At 30.8% G+C, this 19756-nt stretch carries 21 protein-coding genes, 1 tRNA gene and 1 rRNA gene; 19 read left to right on the top strand and 4 right to left on the bottom strand.

Annotated features, from left to right (window positions below):
* Window positions 1–108, top strand: a 5S ribosomal RNA gene (gene rrf / locus G4L40_RS12260).
* Window positions 109–202: 94 nt separating this feature from the next.
* Here rrf and G4L40_RS12265 read toward each other — a convergent pair.
* Together G4L40_RS12265 and G4L40_RS12270 are read right to left on the bottom strand one after the other, a co-directional pair.
* Window positions 203–838: an endonuclease III domain-containing protein gene (locus G4L40_RS12265; RefSeq protein ID WP_166237488.1), complete on the bottom strand. Its 636-nt coding sequence runs from the start codon at window positions 836–838 to the stop codon at window positions 203–205.
* Between the two features lie 73 nt (window positions 839–911).
* Entirely contained in the window at window positions 912–2051 is a 1140-nt protein-coding gene (locus G4L40_RS12270; protein ID WP_166237489.1) for an acyl-CoA dehydrogenase, read from the bottom strand.
* A gap of 96 nt (window positions 2052–2147) precedes the next feature.
* On the opposite strand from G4L40_RS12270, the gene G4L40_RS12275 reads away from it, so the two are divergent.
* The 4 genes from G4L40_RS12275 (at window position 2148) to G4L40_RS12290 (ending at window position 6708) form a co-directional block, all read left to right on the top strand.
* Window positions 2148–3209 (top strand): anhydro-N-acetylmuramic acid kinase, encoded by a 1062-nt coding sequence (locus G4L40_RS12275; protein WP_166237490.1) that lies wholly within the window; start codon window positions 2148–2150, stop codon window positions 3207–3209.
* Window positions 3210–3295: 86 nt separating this feature from the next.
* Window positions 3296–4522, top strand: coding sequence for a Glu/Leu/Phe/Val dehydrogenase dimerization domain-containing protein (locus G4L40_RS12280; protein ID WP_166237491.1), 1227 nt, complete (start codon window positions 3296–3298; stop codon window positions 4520–4522).
* Window positions 4522–5664, top strand: coding sequence for a Na+/H+ antiporter NhaA (gene nhaA, locus G4L40_RS12285; protein WP_166237492.1), 1143 nt, complete (start codon window positions 4522–4524; stop codon window positions 5662–5664). Before G4L40_RS12280 ends, nhaA begins: the two co-directional genes overlap by 1 nt.
* A gap of 45 nt (window positions 5665–5709) precedes the next feature.
* Entirely contained in the window at window positions 5710–6708 is a 999-nt protein-coding gene (locus G4L40_RS12290) for an energy transducer TonB (protein WP_235922647.1), read from the top strand.
* Between the two features lie 46 nt (window positions 6709–6754).
* On the opposite strand, the gene G4L40_RS12295 is transcribed toward G4L40_RS12290, so the two are convergent.
* Both G4L40_RS12295 and G4L40_RS12300 read right to left on the bottom strand, forming a co-directional pair.
* Complete coding sequence (locus tag G4L40_RS12295; protein WP_166237493.1) at window positions 6755–7150, bottom strand: ExbD/TolR family protein; 396 nt, start codon at window positions 7148–7150, stop codon at window positions 6755–6757.
* Complete coding sequence (locus G4L40_RS12300; protein WP_166237540.1) at window positions 7140–7841, bottom strand: MotA/TolQ/ExbB proton channel family protein; 702 nt, start codon at window positions 7839–7841, stop codon at window positions 7140–7142. Before G4L40_RS12300 ends, G4L40_RS12295 begins: the two co-directional genes overlap by 11 nt.
* A gap of 129 nt (window positions 7842–7970) precedes the next feature.
* Here G4L40_RS12300 and G4L40_RS12305 point away from each other — a divergent pair, with 129 nt between their 5' ends.
* The 14 genes from G4L40_RS12305 (at window position 7971) to G4L40_RS12370 (ending at window position 19701) form a co-directional block, all read left to right on the top strand.
* Complete coding sequence (locus G4L40_RS12305; RefSeq protein ID WP_166237494.1) at window positions 7971–9185, top strand: bifunctional folylpolyglutamate synthase/dihydrofolate synthase; 1215 nt, start codon at window positions 7971–7973, stop codon at window positions 9183–9185.
* Window positions 9186–9269: 84 nt separating this feature from the next.
* Window positions 9270–9344 (top strand) — tRNA-Val (locus G4L40_RS12310).
* 272 nt (window positions 9345–9616) lie between these two features.
* Entirely contained in the window at window positions 9617–10870 is a 1254-nt protein-coding gene (locus tag G4L40_RS12315) for a site-specific integrase (RefSeq protein ID WP_166237495.1), read from the top strand.
* 133 nt (window positions 10871–11003) lie between these two features.
* On the top strand, window positions 11004–11615 hold the full coding sequence (locus G4L40_RS12320; RefSeq protein ID WP_166237496.1) for a TetR/AcrR family transcriptional regulator: 612 nt from the start codon (window positions 11004–11006) through the stop codon (window positions 11613–11615).
* Between the two features lie 3 nt (window positions 11616–11618).
* A complete protein-coding gene (locus tag G4L40_RS12325) occupies window positions 11619–12869 on the top strand; it encodes a TolC family protein (RefSeq protein ID WP_166237497.1) in 1251 nt (416 codons plus the stop codon).
* Between the two features lie 25 nt (window positions 12870–12894).
* Complete coding sequence (locus G4L40_RS12330) at window positions 12895–13782, top strand: HlyD family secretion protein (RefSeq protein ID WP_166237498.1); 888 nt, start codon at window positions 12895–12897, stop codon at window positions 13780–13782.
* Between the two features lie 13 nt (window positions 13783–13795).
* Window positions 13796–14197, top strand: coding sequence for a hypothetical protein (locus G4L40_RS12335; RefSeq protein WP_166237499.1), 402 nt, complete (start codon window positions 13796–13798; stop codon window positions 14195–14197).
* Window positions 14198–14210: 13 nt separating this feature from the next.
* The gene (locus G4L40_RS12340; RefSeq protein WP_166237500.1) at window positions 14211–14651 is read left to right on the top strand and encodes a hypothetical protein; all 441 of its coding nucleotides are present in this window, start codon (window positions 14211–14213) and stop codon (window positions 14649–14651) included.
* Window positions 14648–14935, top strand: coding sequence for a cupin domain-containing protein (locus G4L40_RS12345; RefSeq protein WP_166237501.1), 288 nt, complete (start codon window positions 14648–14650; stop codon window positions 14933–14935). The genes G4L40_RS12340 and G4L40_RS12345 overlap by 4 nt, the downstream gene beginning before the upstream one ends.
* Complete coding sequence (locus tag G4L40_RS12350) at window positions 14935–15831, top strand: ABC transporter ATP-binding protein (RefSeq protein WP_207785386.1); 897 nt, start codon at window positions 14935–14937, stop codon at window positions 15829–15831. The genes G4L40_RS12345 and G4L40_RS12350 overlap by 1 nt, the downstream gene beginning before the upstream one ends.
* 8 nt (window positions 15832–15839) lie before the next feature.
* The gene (locus tag G4L40_RS12355) at window positions 15840–16574 is read left to right on the top strand and encodes an ABC transporter ATP-binding protein (protein WP_112112173.1); all 735 of its coding nucleotides are present in this window, start codon (window positions 15840–15842) and stop codon (window positions 16572–16574) included.
* 45 nt (window positions 16575–16619) lie between these two features.
* A complete protein-coding gene (locus G4L40_RS12360) occupies window positions 16620–17726 on the top strand; it encodes an ABC transporter permease (RefSeq protein ID WP_166237502.1) in 1107 nt (368 codons plus the stop codon).
* Window positions 17727–17822: 96 nt separating this feature from the next.
* A complete protein-coding gene (locus G4L40_RS12365) occupies window positions 17823–18944 on the top strand; it encodes an ABC transporter permease (RefSeq protein ID WP_166237503.1) in 1122 nt (373 codons plus the stop codon).
* Window positions 18945–18972: 28 nt separating this feature from the next.
* Complete coding sequence (locus G4L40_RS12370) at window positions 18973–19701, top strand: LOG family protein (RefSeq protein ID WP_105045934.1); 729 nt, start codon at window positions 18973–18975, stop codon at window positions 19699–19701.
* The last annotated feature ends 55 nt before the right edge of the window (window positions 19702–19756 follow it).

Here is a 19756-nt window from a genome sequence, read left to right on the forward strand (position 1 = left end):
AGGTGGTTATTGCGTCGGGGCTCACCTCTTCCCATTCCGAACAGAGAAGTTAAGCCCGACTGCGCAGATGGTACTGCAGTTATGTGGGAGAGTATGTCGCCGCCTTTCTTTTGAAAAGCCTGTCTATAATTTAGACAGGCTTTTTTGTTTTTAATAAATCGTTCCAACGGGACTCAAAAACCACCTTAGTAGGGTGGTTTTGTTATTGGTTTAAATTTTTAAAATAGTTACAATGTGTATTTATTGGACAATCATCACATCTTGGATTAGTTGGTCGACAAATTTCTCTTCCTAAAAAGGAGAAAGCCATTCCAATTTCGTTCCAAATTTCATAGGGAAGCTTTTGTATTAATAGCTTTTCAATTTTATTGCCATCTTCATATTTTGGTGTTAAACCTACTTTTGGTGCGACTCTAATGACATGTAAATCAACAATAATTCCTTCCGCTTTTTGATTGGTTTCTCTTAATATTACGTTAGCAGACTTTCTTCCAATGCCTTTTAATGCAATTAAATCGGTTAAGTTTGTTGGAACTGCACTATCAGTTTTTAGAAGTTTGGCTAATTCATATAGCCAAGTTGTTTTTGTGGGGTAATTTTTGACTTTTGTAAAATAAGGGGTGATATCTTCAATACTTGAATTTGAAATGCTTTCAAGATTAGGATATTTTTCAAAAAAAGGAATAGTGATATTATTAATATTTGCATCCGAATCTTGGGCAGACAAAATCACCATTATTAGCAATTGATAGGTGTTATTATAGTGTAAGGGATGTTTTCTTCCTTTATATTTATTAATTAAGGGTTCTAGATTTTCTTTCCAATTTTCAAATAACATTTTTATTTTAAAGGTAATAAAAAAAGGAGTTCAGCAATCAAGTTGAACTCCTTTTGTGAATTATTTATTTTAACTATTTTACTAAACCTCTCGAAATAACAATTCTTTGAATTTCTGAAGTTCCTTCGTAAATCTGAGTGATTTTAGAATCACGCATCATTCTTTCTACGTGGTATTCGCTTACATAACCATTTCCACCGTGAATTTGTACAGCATCATTTGCTACTTCTAAAGCGATTTCTGAAGCGTATAATTTAGCCATAGCACCAGAATGTGCAATATCTTCACCATTGTCTTTTTCAGATGCTGCTTTGTGAATTAACAATCTAGCACATGTAATTTTAACATGCATATCTGCTAATTTGAAAGCAATTGCTTGGTGGTTGAAAATTGGTTTTCCGAAGGCAACACGTTCTTGCGAATATTTTAACGCTAATTCATAAGCTCCTTGTGCAATACCTAACGCTTGAGATGCAATACCAATTCTTCCTCCGTTTAAAGTTGACATTGCGAAAGCAAATCCGAATCCGTCTGCACCAATTCTGTTTTCTTTTGGAACTTTTACATCATTAAATAATAAAGTATGAGTATCCGATCCACGGATTCCCATTTTCTTTTCTTTTGGACCTACCTCAAAACCTGGCATTCCTTTTTCTACAATAAGAACGTTAATTCCTTTATGTCCTTTTGAAGCATCAGTTTGAGCAATTACTAAATAAGTTGAAGCTGTTCCTCCATTCGTAATCCAGTTTTTAGTTCCATTTACTAAATAATGGTCTCCCATGTCGATAGCAGTAGTTCTTTGCGAAGTTGCGTCTGAACCTGCTTCAGGCTCTGACAAACAAAAAGCTCCGATTACTTCACCTTTTGCTAACGGTGTTAAGTATTTTATTTTTTGTTCTTCTGAACCGTATTTTTCTAAACCAGCACAAACTAAAGAGTTGTTTACAGACATAATAACCGCAGCAGAAGCGTCTACTTTTGCAATTTCTTCCATTGCTAAAACGTAAGAAACACTATCTAATCCAGCTCCTCCGTATTTTGGATCTACCATCATTCCTAAGAAGCCAAGTTCGCCCATCATTTTCACTTGTTCTGTTGGGAATTTTGAATGTTCATCTCTTTCAATAACTCCAGGTAATAATTCTGTTTGAGCAAAATCTCTAGCGGCTTGCTGAATCATTAAATGCTCTTCGGTTAATTTAAAATCCATATTATTTAGATGTAATGTTTGATAATTTTTTAATTTGAGACTCCAAATGTAACTATTTATTAGGAAAATTTCAATAACAATTTGTAATTTTAACCCATGTTTAAAGAAAACTACAACGTTATCGGAGTTATGTCGGGCACATCGTTAGATGGCGTCGATTTGGCTTACATAAAATTCAATAATTCAGATCGTTGGATGTTTGAAATTTTTCAATCCGAAACCGTTTCTTATTCTGAAGAATGGCTTACCAAATTGAAAAATGCGATTCATTTTAGTACATCAGAATTAGAAGAATTGAATATATCCTATACCAAACTTTTAGCTTCAATAATTTCTGAATTTATTTTCAAGCACCATCTGACTGAAATTGATGCCGTTTGTAGTCATGGTCACACTATTTTACACCAACCTCAAAACGGATTTACACTTCAAATAGGAAATCTTCCAATGATTCGCGATTTAGTTAATCAAACGATTGTTTGCGATTTTAGGGTGCAAGATGTACAATTTGGTGGTCAAGGCGCTCCATTGGTGCCGATAGGAGATGAATTACTTTTTTCTGAATATGATTATTGTTTGAATTTAGGCGGATTTTCGAATGTTTCATTTAGTGAAAATAGAAAACGAATTGCATTTGATATTTCGCCGGTGAATACAGTTTTGAATTATTTTGCCAACGAATTAGGTTTTCCGTATGACGATGCTGGAAATTTAGCAAAATCAGGAAACATAAATCAAGATTTATTGAGACAACTGAATGATTTAGAATTCTATACTTTACTTTATCCAAAATCATTAGGAATGGAATTTGTGAATGCAAAAATTTTCCCTTTGATAAATTCGTATCCAATCGATGAAAAAGATAAACTTCGCACATTTGTAGAACATATTACATTTCAAATTGCAAAAATTTGTAATAAACCAAATGCAAAATTATTTATAACAGGAGGAGGCGCTTATAATCGATTTTTAATTGAAAGATTGCGTAATTATTTACCTACAACTGATGTTGTGATTCCTGATGATAAAACCATTCAATTTAAAGAAGCTTTGATTTTTGGATTTTTAGGAGTTTTACGATTGCGAGATGAAATTAATGTTTTGTCTTCTGTAACAGGAGCAAAACAGGACCATTCTTCAGGAATTATTTTTAAATGAATTATTTAAGACCAAAAATTATAGATTACATATAAGAGCTTATACAGAATATGTATATTTGCAAAACCATAAAATTAACTAACACAATGAAAGATTTATTACAAAAATTTGAAAACAAAGAGCCAGAAATAATATTTAATTGGAAAGACCCAGAAACTGATGCAGAAGGATGGACAGTAATCAACTCATTAAGAGGTGGTGCTGCAGGTGGTGGAACTAGAATGCGAAAAGGGTTGGATATGAATGAGGTTCTTTCGTTAGCTAAGACTATGGAGGTTAAGTTTTCTGTTTCCGGACCAGCAATTGGTGGTGCTAAATCAGGAATTAATTTTGATCCAAACGATCCAAGAAAAAAAGGAGTTTTAGAAAGATGGTATAAAGCCGTTTCTCCATTATTAAAAAATTACTACGGAACAGGTGGCGATTTGAATGTAGATGAAATTCACGAAGTAATTCCAATGACCGAAGATTGTGGTGTTTGGCATCCACAAGAAGGTGTTTTCAATGGTCACTTTAAGCCAACGGAAGCGGATAAAATTAACAGAATTGGACAATTACGTCAAGGGGTTATTAAAGTAATTGAAAACCCAAATTTCTCTCCAGATGTCAATAGAAAATATACCGTTGCCGACATGATTACAGGTTATGGTGTTGCTGAAGCGGCACGACATTATTATGATATTTATGGAGGTTCAATCGTTGGTAAAAAAGCTATCGTGCAAGGTTTTGGAAACGTAGGTTCGGCAGCTGCTTTTTATTTAGCTCAAATGGGAGCTAAAGTAGTAGGAATCATCGATAGAGACGGTGGAATTATCAATGAAAATGGTTATTCTTTTGAAGAAATTAAAGCATTGTTTCTAAATAAAGATGGAAATAAATTAGTAGCAGATAATATGATTCCTTTTGCTGAAATCAATGAAAAAATTTGGTCAATGGGTGCTCAAGTATTTGCTCCATGTGCTGCTTCAAGATTGGTTGCTAAAGATCAAGTAGATAGCATGATTGCTTCTGGATTAGAAGTAATTTCAAGTGGTGCGAATGTTCCATTTGCTGATAAAGAAATTTTCTTCGGGCCTATTATGGAAGAAACGGATAAAAAAGTAAGTTTAATTCCTGACTTCATCGCAAATTGCGGAATGGCAAGAGTTTTTGCTTATTTCATGGAGAAAAAAGTACAAATGACAGATGAAGCTATTTTTTCAGATACTTCAAACACAATTAAAAATGCAATTCAAAAAGCACATAATTTGAATTCAGATAAAAAGAATATCAGTGCAACTGCTTTTGAAATTGCACTGAAGCAATTAGTGTAATGAAACTAACAAAACTTTTTACTTCTTTTTTTGAAAGCGAAAAAGCGGGCGGACTAATTTTATTAATCTGTACCGCTTTTTCGTTATTGATTTCAAATTCATCATTTTCTGAGAGTTATTTTGCAATTTGGCATCACCCAATAGCAAATCATAGTTTTGAACATTGGATTAATGATGGATTAATGGCGATTTTCTTTTTGATGATTGGATTAGAATTAGAGAGAGAAGTTTATATAGGTGAACTGTCAAAATTGAAGGAAGCAATATTGCCTATTTCTGGAGCATTGGGTGGAATGATTTTTCCAGCATTAATTTTCTTATTGTTCAATTTTGGTACAGAAACTCAATCGGGAATTGGAATTCCTATGGCTACGGATATAGCTTTTGCATTAGGTGTTTTGTCTTTAGTAGGTAAAAATGTGCCTAATTCATTAAAAGTGTTCTTAACTGCTTTAGCAGTGATAGATGATTTAGGAGCAATTATTGTTATTGCATTGTTCTATACTAAAACACTTTATTTTGTTAATCTGATAATTTCATTGTCAATTTTTGCTGGGCTTTTGGTTTTAAATAGAATGAAGGTGAATAATCTATGGATTTATTTATTGGCGGGTGTTTTTATGTGGTATTTCATGCTGAATTCTGGAGTTCATGCAACTATAACAGGTGTTTTATTAGCATTTGCGATTCCTTTTCAAGATGGTTCTGAAAATACAATTTCCTATAAATTAGAGCAATTTTTACATAAACCAGTTGCATTTTTTATATTGCCTTTGTTTGCCTTGTGTAATACAGCAATTGTAATTGGTTCTGACTGGTTGCACAATTTTTCCAAAGAATATTCATTAGGAATAATCTTTGGATTAGTTATTGGAAAACCATTAGGCATTGTGTTGTTTACTTTTTTAATGGTAAAGTTGAGGATTACACAATTACCAGAAGATTTAAATTGGAAAAAAATAATTGGTGTTGGCTTTTTAGCTGGAATTGGATTTACAATGTCGATTTTCATCACATTGTTAGCTTTTGATAACGTTACAGTTATAAATAATGCTAAGTTTATGATTCTTGTTGCATCTTTATTGTCAGGAATTATTGGATTTTTATCTTTTAAAGTAAAAAATGGCTCAAAAATTGTATAATTTTTAATAGCTTTATGCGTTATAATGCTAATAATATTGCTACCCATGAGAAGAAAAGGTAAAATACTAGAATTCTTAATAGAATATGTTCCTTTGTCGTTACTACTGACAGTATTATTTTCAGTGTTGTTTTTTGTTTTATATCAACAACTTCAAAAAAATATGATTCCAGATAAAAGAAGATCTTTTATTTTGAGTACATATTCTTTCGTGTCTATTATTCTAATATTATTTTCTATACGATTTTGGCCTCCTTCAAATATTAAAGAAATCATCATTGCTCAAGGTGGAGGTGGTGGGGGTATAGAAGTTAATTTTGGTGATAGTGATTTGGGTTCTGGCAATAATTATGAGAGTGAGGTTTTAGATGTAAGTAATGAAAAAGCGGTTTCTAAAGCGGAAGAAGCTCCAGCTGAAGATGTAATCACTCAGGATAATGCTGCTGAAGATGTTCCTTCTGTGATTAAAACACCAACAAAAGAAAAATCTAAAGAAGTAGTAAAAAAAGAAGTAAAACCAACAGAGACTAAAGTTAATCCTGTAAAGAAAAATGCAGCTTTAACCAATATTTTAAATGGAAAGAAAAAAGGCGGTGATGGTGATGATAATGTTGCTGGTAATAAAGGAAAGAAAAACGGAAGTTTAAGTTCGACAGACTATTATGGCGATGGGGGTTCTGGTGGAGGCTCTGGAGGTGGTAATGGAAAAGGTACAGGTACTGGTGACGGCGATGGAACGGGTCCTGGCTCTGGCAATGGAAGCGGTGGAGGAGTCGGTTATTCATTAGGAAACAGAAAGGCATTGGTTAAACCGGCACCAAAATATGTTTGTAACGAATCTGGAAAAGTGGTAGTTGAAGTTCAGGTTGATAAAACTGGTAAAACAATTACTGCTGTGGCAGGAGTTAAAGGAACTACTAATACAGCTAAGTGTTTGTTAGATCAGGCTAAGATTGCTGCGTTAAACACAAAATGGCAGGCTAGTGATAGCGCTCCAGAAACCCAAAGGGGAAATATAATTTACAACTTCACCATTTCTGAGTAATAATATTTAAAAAAAAAGACCAACTAATAAAATGTTGGTCTTTTTTTTAATTTGGATTCGTGGCTATTACAAATTTTAGGTTGTTTTTTACGCCTATTTGTAAGACATCAACTAAATCTTGTACTTGCATGTTGAAAGGAATTCTAACCACTACTGTTTGCTCTTTTGCAGGATCTAATTGTGATAGTAGTTCCTTTTCTAAGTTTTCAAATGAAGTTTCTTGTTTGTCTATGTAAAACCTTTTTTCTTCAGTAACAGATATTGTAATTAACTGTTTGTTTGTTTTTTCATTTGTTTTAGATTTTGGCAAAGTCATTCGGATTACATTTGGATTTGCCAATGTAGAAATAATTAGAAAAAACAATAGCAAAAAGAACATAATGTCACTCATTGATGACGCATGAACTTCTGCATGAAATCGTCTATTTCTTTTAATTGCCATGTGGTCTTTGGATTATGTTTACGAATTCTAAAACTTGCTTTTGAACATTTAGCATGAAATGGTCAATCTTGCCATTCAATAAATGATAACCAGCATATGCAAAAAGCCCTACGATAAGTCCGGCTCCTGATGAAATCATTTTTTCATATAAACCGCCTGAAATATTTCCAATACTAATGTCTTCAGTAATCGAAATGCTGTAGAAAATTTTAATTACTCCACCAATTGTTCCAACAAATCCTAGTGTTGGTGCCATACCAGCAATTAAACCTAGATGACCCATTTTTTGTTCCATTTCTCCTAATTCAATTTGTGCAGCACGTTCCATGTTAGATTCAATTTCTGCAATTGGTCGTCCAATAGTTAAAATTCCCTCCTTAACAACTCTTGCTGTAGCGTTGTTGACTCTTTCAGATGCTCCTACGGCTAAGTCAATGTTGCCATTGTTTAGATGTGTTCTTACTTCTTTTAATAGATAAACATCATTTTTGGTAGATTTACTGATGTAAATATATCGTTCAATAATTAAGTAAATAGTATAAAAGAATAGAATAGCAATAGGTATTAAAAAAATACCACCTTTAAAGATAAATTCTAAAACAGATACTTCTGTGTCTATTGGTTTTTTGTCTAAAACTTCTGTGGTACTTTGTGCTATAGTGTCTAGCTGGGTCTGTAAAAAATAAATCATCATATAAATTTACTCTTAATGTTAATTGTTTAAATAGAATTTGCAATAAAGATACTTTTCTCTTGTATATTAAACTAAAAAAAAGTAGAAATATTTTGTAAGATGTTTAATTTTATAAAAAAATTAGTAATGAACTATAAAGAAACAACAGAGTGGTTATTTAATCAGTTGCCAATGTTTCAAATGCAAGGCGCATCAGCTTATAAAAAAGATTTAACGAATACATTGTTGTTAGCCGAATATTTGCAACATCCAGAAACAAAATTCAAATCAATACATGTGGCAGGAACCAACGGCAAGGGGTCTACTTCTTCTATGATTGCCTCCATTTTGCAAGAAGCTGGTTATAAAGTTGGGTTGTATACTTCACCTCATTTGAAAGATTTTCGCGAGCGTATTAAAATTAATGGAGAAATGATTGCGGAAGATTTTGTGGTCGATTTTGTTATGCAAAACAAGCGTTTTTTTGAATTAAATCAGTTAAGTTTTTTTGAAATGACTGTTGGTTTAGCATTTGATTATTTTGCAAAAGAACAGGTTGATGTTGCGGTTATCGAAGTTGGAATGGGAGGAAGGCTTGATTCAACAAATATTATTTCTCCGTTAATTTCTGTTATTACGAATATTGGATTTGATCACACTCAGTTTTTAGGAGATACGTTGTCTAAAATTGCTTTCGAAAAGGCTGGTGTTATTAAGAAAAATATTCCAGTAGTTATAGGTGAATATGTTGAAGAAACAAAAAAAGTATTTCAAGAAAAAGCTATAATTGAAGATGCTCCAATTTATTTTGCCCAAGATAATCCCGAGGTAATTTTTGATTGTGCTTTATTGGGAGATTATCAAGTTCAAAACAAAAAAACGGCTTTACAGACTATTAATTTGCTAAAAAATAATTTTAATATATCTGAAACAAATATTCGAAATGGTTTCAAAAATGTTATTTTGAACACAGGATTGCTTGGAAGATGGCAGATTTTGAATAGTAATCCTTTTGTGGTTTGTGATACGGCGCATAATTCTCATGGCTTAAAAATTGTTTTGAATCAAATCGAAAAGCAGCATTATGAGACGTTACATTTTGTTTTAGGAGTTGTTAATGATAAAGATTTAGACTCTATATTGCCTCTATTTCCAAAAAAAGCAATATATTATTTTACAAAACCAAATGTTCCTAGAGGATTAGATTCGAAAATATTACAAGAAAAAGGTAAAGAGTTTGGATTGTTAGGTTGTTTATATGATTCTGTTACAGAAGCTTATGCTGAAGCGCTAAATAATGCAACGGCAAGTGATTTTATTTATATCGGTGGAAGTACTTTTGTAGTTGCAGAAATTGTGTAATTTTTTTTAAAAAAGACTTGCAAAAACAAATATTCAGTGTATATTTGCACTCGCAATAACGAAATAAGTATTGCTGATTTATTGGGGCGATTAGCTCAGCTGGTTCAGAGCACCTCGTTTACACCGAGGGGGTCGGGGGTTCGAACCCCTCATCGCCCACACACTTAAAAACAAATGGTTTCAAAAGCCGATAAATCTTATGATTTATCGGCTTTTTGCTTTTGGACATATACCAAATTATTCATTCAATCTTAATGCTAAAGGGACAAAATCGAGACCCTAAAAATTTCTACAATTTTGGGTCTCGCTAAATTCTCTAAAGCACTGTAAACACCGTACTAACAACCAGTTTAATACTGGTTCAAAAGGTGTACATCTTGTTTACTAAATATTTAAAAATTAAATTGAATACTAATTAAAAGGTCACCACCATGAAAGCAAAAATTACTGTGCATATTTATGCAAAAACTTCAAAAGCTAACAAAAACGGTCAATTGCCAATTTATTTCAGGCTAACTGTAAACGGAGAACGTTTTGAATTCAGCACCAAGAAATTTATTGATAAATCAAAATGGTCCGCAGAACAATCAAAAATGAAAGGTAATTCAGAAGAAGCCAGAACAATAAATAACTATCTTGATTTAATGAAATCTAAAATTTTTGACATTCAGATGGAATTAATACACAAAAATGAAGATTTGACAATTGAAAATTTTAAATCAAAACTAACTGGAGCACAAGAACGTGAGCGAATGATCATTCCAATCTATCAAAGTCATAATGATAAAATTAAAGACCTAATTGGAAATGGTTATGCCTATGGAACTTTAGAACGATTTAAAATCTCATTAAAACACTTGCAGGAGTTTATCATTTGGAAATATAACATCAATGATATAAGCATCAATAAAATCGACTATGCCTTTGTAACCGAGTTTGAATTTTATTTAAGAAGTGTAAAAAAATGCAACAACAATACAGCTGTCAAATATGTTAGAAATTTTAGAAAAATCATTAAGATATGCCTGGACAATGATTGGTTAGATAAAGACCCTACTACTCGATATGAAGGTAAAATGAAAGAAGTTGAAAGAGACTTTTTGACTGAAGAGGAATTGTTGAAAATCTACAACAAGAAAATTTCATCACAAAGACTACAACTAGTTAGAGATATTTTCATTTTTTCTTGCTACACTGGTTTAGCCTACATTGATGTAAAAGGATTGAAAAAGGATCATATTGGTATAGGCATTGATGGAGAGAAATGGATTTTCAAAAACCGTCAAAAAACAGATACAAAATCAAAAATACCAGTTTTACCTATTGCCCAAGAAATTATTGAAAAATACAGTAATCACCCTAAATGCTTAAATGAAGATACTATTTTGCCAATCTTAACTAACCAAAAAATGAATGCTTATTTAAAAGAAATTGGCGATTTATGTGACATTCCAAAAGAAATAACGTTCCACATGGCTAGACACACATTTGCAACATCTGTAACTTTGACTAATGGTGTTCCTATTGAAACAGTTAGTAAAATGCTTGGCCATAAAAACCTACACACAACCCAACATTACGCAAAAGTTTTGGATAGAAAGGTTAGTGAGGATATGAAGATTTTAAAAGATAAATTTTCAATTTTAGACAATAATATATTGAAAAAATCTTCAGTCACAAGCTAAAAATTTCTAGTAATCAAGGCTATTTAAAGCTATTAAGACTTTATTATTTGTTAAAAAAAGCATAAATACTATTTTAGTAATTTTATTTTAGTAAATTTGTTAACCAAATGGTTAAACTATATAATTAAACAATATGAATAAAATTAAAACTGAAAATACAGAAACTGAAATATTAATAGCTGCAAAAGAAATATTTCAGCAAAAAGGAATGGCAGGTGCAAGAATGCAAGAAATAGCAGATAAAGCAAAAATTAATAAAGCATTATTACATTATTATTATAGAAGCAAACAATTATTATTTGAAGCTGTTTTCAAAAGTGCTTTTTCGCTTTTAGCACCACAATTAAATAAAGTGTTAAATGATGATAGTGACTTATTTGAAAAAATACGAAAGTTCACTGAAAATTATGTTTCGTTTGTAATCAAACATCCCTATTTACCAAATTTTGTAGTACAAGAATTAAATAAAAACCCAGAATTTGTTCAAAAGCTTCGCTCTGAAAAAAATTTTCCTTCCATTGAAAAATTTAAACTTCAAGTAAGTGATGCTATAAATCAAGGAATTATTAAACCAATCGAAGCCGAACAGTTATTTATCAATATTATCTCTTTAAATATTTTTCCTTTTATCGGAGAACCGCTATTGATGGCGCTTGTTAATGTGGATAAAGAAAGCTACAATAAAATACTAGAAAATAGAAAAACGGAAGTGGCTGAGTTTATCATTAATTCAATAAAAATATAAATTATGAAAACTAAGTTAATCATACTGATAGTATTGTTTATATCAATATATTCAAATGCACAACAGACTTTAACCTTGGAAGATTGTTACTCATTAGCTACAAAAAATTATCCTTTATCAAAACAAACAGGTTTATTAGAACAGAAATCAAGTTATGAAATTGACGCATTAAGCAAAGGAAAATTACCAAAAATCGATGTAAACGCACAAGCAACTTATCAATCTGATGTGATTGGATTACCTACTTCACTTCCAGGGGTTCAATCTTTAAATAAAGATCAATATAGAGCAACTTTAGATGTAAATCAATTAGTGTACAATGGTGGAATAATTGATGCAAATGCAAAATTAAAAGAGGCACAAACCAAAACACAACAACAACTAATAGAAGTTAGTTTATACCAAATAAAAACTCGAATCAGTCAATATTTCTTTTCTATTTTGTTACTTCAAGAAAAAAAAGCACTACTATCTTCAAAAAAAGAGTTATTAATTTCCAAAGTTAAGGAAGTGAAATCGGGAGTCAAATTTGGAGCAATTCTTCCGTCATCAGAACTGGTTTTAGAAGCAGAAATTATTAAAATAGACCAGCAATTAATAGAAATTAAATTCGAAAACATCAAATTATTAAATAATCTTTCTGAATTAACTTTTTCTGATATTGATACCGAAACAACTTTAATAAAACCAGTTTCATATCCAAACAGCACAAATATAACAAGGCCCGAAATTGCTTTTTATGACTTACAAAATCAGCAATTAGAGTTCTCGAAAAGTGTACTATCTAAATCAAATCTTCCAAAAATAAATGCTTTTGGTCAAGCGGGTTATGGTAATCCCGGATTAAACATGTTAGACAATTCTTTTCAAACATTTTATGTTGTCGGCCTAAAAGCGAATTGGAATATTTTTGATTGGGGCAAAACCAAAACAGATAAAAAAGCATTGGATATATCTAAAGAAATAGTGACATCTGAGAAAGAAACATTTGAATTAAATAACAAAATACAATTAGAAGAGCAAGATTTTGAAATTAAAAAATTAGAACAACTGTTGCTTTCTGATACCGAAATAATTCAAATACGTGAAAAAGTTATTAAATCCTCAGATGCTCAATTAAAAAATGGTGTGATAACATCGTCTGAATATCTTATAGAATTAACCAATTTATTTGAAGCAAAAAACACTTTAAAGATGCATGAAGTTCAATTAGCAGCAGCTAAATCAAATTACGAAATAATTAAAGGAAAATAAAATAGTACCCGAAAAATTTAAAAAAATGAAAAAAATAAGCATAATAATTTTAGCAACGATAGGGTTAATTTCTTGTAACAAAAATAACGACAAAGCTGACGGTTATGGGAATTTTGAAGCAACTGAAATAACTATTTCTTCAGAAGCTAACGGTAAAATAGAGTTTTTAAAAGTCGAAGAAGGAGATGAATTAAAATCTCAATTACAAGTAGGATTAGTTGATACATTACAATTACATTTTGCGAAACAACAATTAATTGCCTCTAAAAGCACCGTGTCGTCAAAATCCGCAAATATAATATCACAAAAAAGCGTCTTAAATGAACAATTAAAAACAGCTAAATTAGAGAAAAACCGAATCCGTAATATGTATGCTGAAAATGCTGCAACTAAACGACAAGTAGATGAAATTGAAGGAAAGGTAAAAGTTATCGAAGAGCAAATAAAAAGTGTCGGAACTCAAAACGCACCTATTTTAAATGACTTAAAATCGATAGATGTACAAATTGCTAAAATCAATGACCAAATAGCAAAAAGTAAAATTATTAATCCTATTAATGGAACTGTTTTGACTAAGTATGCAGAACCAGGCGAAATAACAGCATTTGGAAAACCACTATACAAGATAGCTGATATTTCTGAAATGACTTTGCGAATCTATGTAAGCGAAACACAGTTGTCAAAAATAAAAGTTGGACAAAATGTATCGGTAAAAATTGATGCTGAAAAAGATATGAAATCATATCAAGGAACCATTTCATGGATTGCATCTTCAGCAGAGTTTACTCCTAAAATTATTCAAACAAAAGAAGAACGAGTAAATCTTGTTTATGCCGTAAAGGTAAAAGTAAAAAATGACGGTAGTCTAAAAATCGGAATGCCAGCAGAAATGTGGATTAAAGATGGAGATTAAATAATTAATAATTATGAAAAAAAAGCTTCATTATCTAATCGCATTTCTGTTAGCTGCATTTGGTTTACTTACCTTGTTTTTGAGTGCTTCAGTAATTTTTGACTTATTTGGAATTAGAGCCAAAGAAGGAAATTATGTTTTGTTCATAGTTTGGGCAAATTTCATCAGTAGCATAATCTATTTAGTAGCAAGTTATGGCTTTGTTAAAAACAAAAATTGGACATCAACTATTTTAGGAATTTCGGCACTAATTCTTATAAATGCATTTATTTGCTTTATTATTTATATCTACACAGACGGAGTGCATGAAACCAAAACAATTGGTGCAATGATTTTTAGAATTGTTGTAACCATAATCTTTGTTGCATTTGCTTATTTCACTATCAATAAGAAAAACCAAATTAATATTAATTAAAAAATTATAGAACATGTTAAAAATAAAAATTGCCCTTTTAGCTACATTTAGTTTACTTCTTTTCTCTTGTAATACGAAATCGAAAGAAGAAAAAGCTACTAAAATTAAAACTGAAGAACACCAACATTCTGAAAGCGAAACAATTCAATTAAACAATGGTGAAAAATGGAAGGTAGATGATAATATGATGATACACATTCGTAATATGGAAAAAGATGTAGTACATTTTGACCAAGAAAAAAGCACAAATTATTCATTATTAGCCAATAAATTAAAAACAAATATTGATATACTAACATCAAATTGTACCATGAAAGGACAAGCTCATGATGAACTTCACAAATGGTTAGTTCCTTATATAGAATTAGTCGATTCGTTTTCTAAAGAGAAATCAGCAAATCAGTTTACAGAAATTCAAAATTCGTTCCTAACATTTAATCAATATTTCAAATGATTTTAAAAAACTTACATACCGAAAATAAACCCGTTCAAACACAATTATTATTTGAACCAAAAGACGCTAAAGTAATTTCATTGCAAATAGCAAAAGGAGAAACACTTAAAGAACACATTTCAAAAATACCAGCATTGTTAGTTTGCATTTCAGGAAATGCTGTTTTTACTGATGATAAAGGAACAGTCGTTAATCTCAATTCAGGCACTTATGTAATGATTGAAGAAAATGTAAAACACGCTGTAAAAGCAATCGATGAAAGTAATTTCTTATTGATGAAATAATGAGTATTGCAGTAAACAACATATCAAAATCTTACAAAAAGTTAAAAGCAGTCGAAAACATTACTTTTAATGTAAATGAGGGAGAATTATTTGGTTTAATTGGACCTGATGGTGCAGGGAAAACAACTATTTTCAGAATACTAACTACGCTTTTAGTTGCTAATGAAGGAAGTGCAGAAGTCGCTGGATATGATGTAGTCAAACAACTCAAAGAAATCAGAAACTCTGTTGGCTATATGCCAGGAAAATTCTCGCTATATCAAGATTTAACTGTTGAAGAAAACTTACATTTTTTTGCCACTATTTTCGGAACCACAATTGAGGAAAATTATGATTTAATTAAAGACATATACATTCAAATTGAACCATTCAAAAACAGAAGAGCAGGTGCTCTTTCGGGCGGAATGAAACAAAAATTAGCATTATGTTGTGCGTTAATTCATGCTCCAAAAGTATTATTTCTTGACGAACCAACTACAGGAGTTGATCCCGTTTCTCGAAAAGAATTTTGGATAATGCTAAAAAGATTGCAACAAAAAGGCATTACAATATTAGTTTCAACACCTTATATGGATGAAGCTTCTCTTTGTGATAGAATTGCATTAATTCAAAAAGGCAAAATTTTAAAAATAGATACACCTCAAAATATCATTAACAACTACGAAAAAGTAATTTATGATGTACAAGCAAAAAACACACACGGATTGATTCACGATTTAAAAAATTATCCTAATCAATACAGTGTTTATGCTTTTGGTGAGTTTGTACATTACATAGATAAAAATGCAACTTTCAATCCAAACGATTTACAAACCTATTTGAAAAATAAAAATCATACGGATATAATTATTAAACCTGCTACAATAACCATTGAAGATGTTTTCATGGACTTATAAACAAAAAAATGGAAAGAGAAAAAATAATATCTGTAAAAAATTTAACGAAAGAGTTTGGCCATTTTACTGCTGTAAAAGGCATTTCATTTGATGTTTATAAAGGAGAAATTTTTGGTTTTTTAGGAGCCAATGGAGCAGGGAAAACAACAGCTATGAAAATGTTGATTGGAATTTCAAATCCTACTTCAGGTGAAGCCAATGTTGCAGGTTTTGATGTTCACTCACAAGCCGATATGGTAAAAAAAAGTATTGGTTATATGAGCCAAAAGTTCTCAATGTATGATGATTTAACTATTAAAGAAAACATTACTTTTTTTGGTGGAATTTATGGATTATCAAGAATACAAATCAAACAAAAAATCGCACAATTAATAGAAGAATTAGAACTTCAAGAAGTAGCCAATAATTTAGTAGGTTCGTTACCATTGGGTTGGAAACAAAAATTGTCGTTTTCAGTTGCATTACTGCACGAGCCAAAAATTGTTTTTCTCGATGAGCCAACAGGAGGCGTTGACCCAATAACCCGAAGACAATTTTGGGAAATGATTTATACACAAGCTTATAAAGGTACTACCATTTTTGTAACCACACATTACATGGATGAAGCAGAATATTGTGACCGTGTTTCTATTATGGTTGACGGCTCTATTGAAGCTTTAGACACCCCAAAAAATTTAAAACAACAATTCAAAGTAGATTCTATGAATGATGTTTTTTTAAAATTAGCAAGGAATATAGAATAATAAATCACTACAACACTTGAAACTTAAACTAGAAACAAAAAACAAATGAAAAGATTTATCGGATTTGTAAAAAAAGAATTCTACCATATTTTCAGAGATAAACGTTCTTTGTTTATTCTGTTTGGTATGCCGATTGCCCAAATTTTATTGTTTGGTTTTGCCATAACAAATGAAATTAACAATGTTGACATTGCCATTTTAGACCAATCAAATGATATAGAAACACAAAAAATTATCTATAAAATAAAAGCATCACCTTATTTTAATGTTGAAAACCAAATTGAAAAAGAAAGCGACATAGAATCAGAATTTAAAAAAGGAAAAATCAAGGCAGTTCTTATTTTCGAACCAAATTTTAGTAAAAATCTAGAAACCAAAAAAGTAGCAGTAGTTCAAGCAATTACCGATGCGACCGAACCTAATGTTGCCAACACAATAGCAAATTATACCTCAGCAATTATACAAAATTATCAATCGCAAAAAAAACAATCCAATAGTAATCAGGTAAAGGTTGAAGTACAATCGAGAATGTTTTATAATCCTGAACTCAAAAGTGTTTTTAATTTTGTTCCGGGTGTAATGACCGTTATTCTAATGCTTGTTTCAGCTATGATGACCTCTATTTCTATCACACGAGAAAAAGAATTAGGCACTATGGAAATTCTTTTAGTTTCTCCATTAAAACCATTTCAAGTAATTATTGGAAAAGTATTTCCTTATATTTTTCTTTCCATTATCAATGCAATCGTAATATTAACATTAGGCTATTTTGTGTTCAAAATGCCTATAAATGGAAGCCTCTTTTTGTTAGCTTTTGAAAGTATATTATTTATCATTTCTGCTCTTTCATTGGGGATATTAATTTCTACCGTTTCTAATTCTCAACAAACCGCAATGATGTTATCATTAATGGGTTTGATGCTACCAGTAATTATTCTATCAGGATTTATATTTCCTATAAATAGTATGCCTTTACCTATGCAAGTAATCAGTAACATCATACCTGCAAAATGGTTCATTATTATTGTAAAAGCCATTATGCTCAAAGGTGTCGGAATTCAATATATATGGAAAGAAACCCTTATATTAATAGGAATGACCGTATTTTTTATAACATTAAGCATCAAAAAATATAAAATTAGATTAGAATAAATTTTAGGAGCTATTCCTGCTTTACGCTCCAATCTTTTCTTTTTTAAAGAAAAAAAGAAAAGGATTTCCACTTCAATCAGGGCTAAAAATCACACAATGAAAACAATATTATTCATCATACAAAAAGAATTCAAGCAAATTTTTAGAGATAAAAGCATGCTTCAACTTATATTTATATTACCCATTTTGCAATTATTAATTTTGTCAAATGCAGCTACATTCGATGTTAAAAATATTGCAATAACCTTTGTTGACAATGACCAAAGTAGAGAATCAAGAGATTTAATAAATGCTTTTAAAGCCTCAACCTATTTTAAAGTTACAGAACCCTATTTTTCTGAAAAAGAAGCTATCCAAGAAATGCAAAAAGGAAAAACCGACATTATTGTAAATATTCCAATTCACTTCAATCGTGACCTTCAAAAATACCAAAAAACAAGTATTTCAGTAAGTATTAATGCTATAGATGCTGCAACAGCAGGTGTTGAAAATGTATATGTAACACAAATTATAAATACATACAATCAAAACATTCAAATGCAGTCCAACTATTTTTCAGGAAACAAAGAAATACCTCAAAATATTATAGCCATACCCTCTTTTTGGTACAACAAAACCTTAAACTACAAAACCTTTATGGTTCCAGGTATCTTGGTTTTATTGGTTACCATGCTTACTTTATTTCTGTCATCAATGAATATAGTTAGAGAAAAAGAGATAGGAACATTAGAACAAATTAATGTAACACCAATAAAAAAATATCAGTTTATAGTTGGAAAATTATTTCCATTTTGGGTGCTTGGCTTAGTGATTTTGACTGTTGGTTTAGTAATATCCAAAGTTGTTTTTAATGTCCCTATGTTAGGTAATATTTTCCTTGTTTATGGTTTCACATCAGTGTATTTGCTATTAATTTTAGGATTCGGACTATACATATCTAATCATACCGAAACCCAACAACAAGCAATGTTTATTGCGTGGTTTTTTATGGTGATTTTCATATTAATGAGTGGTTTATTTACACCTATCGAAAGTATGCCAAAATGGGCACAGAACTTAACATTGTTAAATCCTATTCGATACTTTGTAGAGTTCATAAGAATGGTTCTACTAAAAGGATCTGGATTTTTTGAAGTATTGCCAAACCTATTAATTGTTACCGGATTTGCAGTATTTGTAAACGGCATGGCGGTTTGGAGTTATAAAAAATCAAATTAGAAGTTTAAGTTTTTAAAAGGTATTAAAAATGAATGGTAATAAATTAGTTACGAATGAATCTTTATTCTTTCGAGGTCCGCTATCGAGATTTAAAGAGCTAATGTTCACATTTAGGGTTCAAATTAATTTTATAAGAGCATTTAGAAAATTACATTTCCTTGGTCCATGTGTAACTATTTTTGGTTCGGCTCGGTTTACACCAGAATCAGAACATTATAAAAATGCTGAAAAAATTGGTGCAGAAATTTCTAAATTAGGTTTTACAATAATGACAGGTGGCGGACCAGGAATAATGGAAGCCGCAAATAAAGGAGCATTTGAAAATGATGGTTATTCTGTTGGTTGCAATATTGTATTGCCAAGAGAACAAAAACCAAATCCATATTTACATAAATGGATAGATATTCCTTATTTTTTTGTTCGTAAAGTTGTTTTGATAAAATATTCGTATGCCTTTGTAGTGATGCCAGGTGGAGTTGGTACTTTAGATGAATTATTTGAAGCACTTACATTGATACAAACTAAAGTAATTAAAAACTTTCCGATAATTATTTTTGATTCAGATTATCATAAAGAACTTTGTCATCATATTAAAATTATGCTTGAAAATGAAAGCATCAGTCCAGAAGATATGAAGCTCCTTTTTGTAACTGATTCTATTCCTGATTTAATTACACATCTTGAAACGCATGCAATCAAAAAATTTGGGTTAGTAAATAAACAATATAAACCAAAATGGTGGTTTTTAGAAAAATAAAACAATTCTTGTCTATGTCTTTTTAATTAATACTAAAATGTAGAAAAATATTATT

The sequence above is a fragment of the Flavobacterium celericrescens genome (assembly GCF_011392075.1).
Classification (GTDB): Bacteria; Bacteroidota; Bacteroidia; order Flavobacteriales; family Flavobacteriaceae; genus Flavobacterium; species Flavobacterium celericrescens.

Bases quoted from the DNA above. Each gene is read 5' to 3' on its own strand.
- G4L40_RS12300 (WP_166237540.1), bottom strand. From the start codon at position 7,841: ATGATTTATTTTTTACAGACCCAGCTAGACACTATAGCACAAAGTACC.
- G4L40_RS12320 (WP_166237496.1), top strand. From the start codon at position 11,004: ATGAATAAAATTAAAACTGAAAATACAGAAACTGAAATATTAATAGCT.
- G4L40_RS12330 (WP_166237498.1), top strand. From the start codon at position 12,895: ATGAAAAAAATAAGCATAATAATTTTAGCAACGATAGGGTTAATTTCT.
- G4L40_RS12315 (WP_166237495.1), top strand. From the start codon at position 9,617: ATGAAAGCAAAAATTACTGTGCATATTTATGCAAAAACTTCAAAAGCT.
- G4L40_RS12355 (WP_112112173.1), top strand. From the start codon at position 15,840: ATGGAAAGAGAAAAAATAATATCTGTAAAAAATTTAACGAAAGAGTTT.
- G4L40_RS12370 (WP_105045934.1), top strand. From the start codon at position 18,973: ATGAATGGTAATAAATTAGTTACGAATGAATCTTTATTCTTTCGAGGT.
- G4L40_RS12280 (WP_166237491.1), top strand. From the start codon at position 3,296: ATGAAAGATTTATTACAAAAATTTGAAAACAAAGAGCCAGAAATAATA.
- G4L40_RS12335 (WP_166237499.1), top strand. From the start codon at position 13,796: ATGAAAAAAAAGCTTCATTATCTAATCGCATTTCTGTTAGCTGCATTT.
- G4L40_RS12340 (WP_166237500.1), top strand. From the start codon at position 14,211: ATGTTAAAAATAAAAATTGCCCTTTTAGCTACATTTAGTTTACTTCTT.
- G4L40_RS12265 (WP_166237488.1), bottom strand. From the start codon at position 838: ATGTTATTTGAAAATTGGAAAGAAAATCTAGAACCCTTAATTAATAAA.
- G4L40_RS12365 (WP_166237503.1), top strand. From the start codon at position 17,823: ATGAAAACAATATTATTCATCATACAAAAAGAATTCAAGCAAATTTTT.
- G4L40_RS12290 (WP_235922647.1), top strand. From the start codon at position 5,710: ATGAGAAGAAAAGGTAAAATACTAGAATTCTTAATAGAATATGTTCCT.
- G4L40_RS12275 (WP_166237490.1), top strand. From the start codon at position 2,148: ATGTTTAAAGAAAACTACAACGTTATCGGAGTTATGTCGGGCACATCG.
- G4L40_RS12345 (WP_166237501.1), top strand. From the start codon at position 14,648: ATGATTTTAAAAAACTTACATACCGAAAATAAACCCGTTCAAACACAA.
- G4L40_RS12270 (WP_166237489.1), bottom strand. From the start codon at position 2,051: ATGGATTTTAAATTAACCGAAGAGCATTTAATGATTCAGCAAGCCGCT.
- G4L40_RS12305 (WP_166237494.1), top strand. From the start codon at position 7,971: ATGAACTATAAAGAAACAACAGAGTGGTTATTTAATCAGTTGCCAATG.
- G4L40_RS12350 (WP_207785386.1), top strand. From the start codon at position 14,935: ATGAGTATTGCAGTAAACAACATATCAAAATCTTACAAAAAGTTAAAA.
- nhaA (WP_166237492.1), top strand. From the start codon at position 4,522: ATGAAACTAACAAAACTTTTTACTTCTTTTTTTGAAAGCGAAAAAGCG.
- G4L40_RS12325 (WP_166237497.1), top strand. From the start codon at position 11,619: ATGAAAACTAAGTTAATCATACTGATAGTATTGTTTATATCAATATAT.
- G4L40_RS12295 (WP_166237493.1), bottom strand. From the start codon at position 7,150: ATGGCAATTAAAAGAAATAGACGATTTCATGCAGAAGTTCATGCGTCA.
- G4L40_RS12360 (WP_166237502.1), top strand. From the start codon at position 16,620: ATGAAAAGATTTATCGGATTTGTAAAAAAAGAATTCTACCATATTTTC.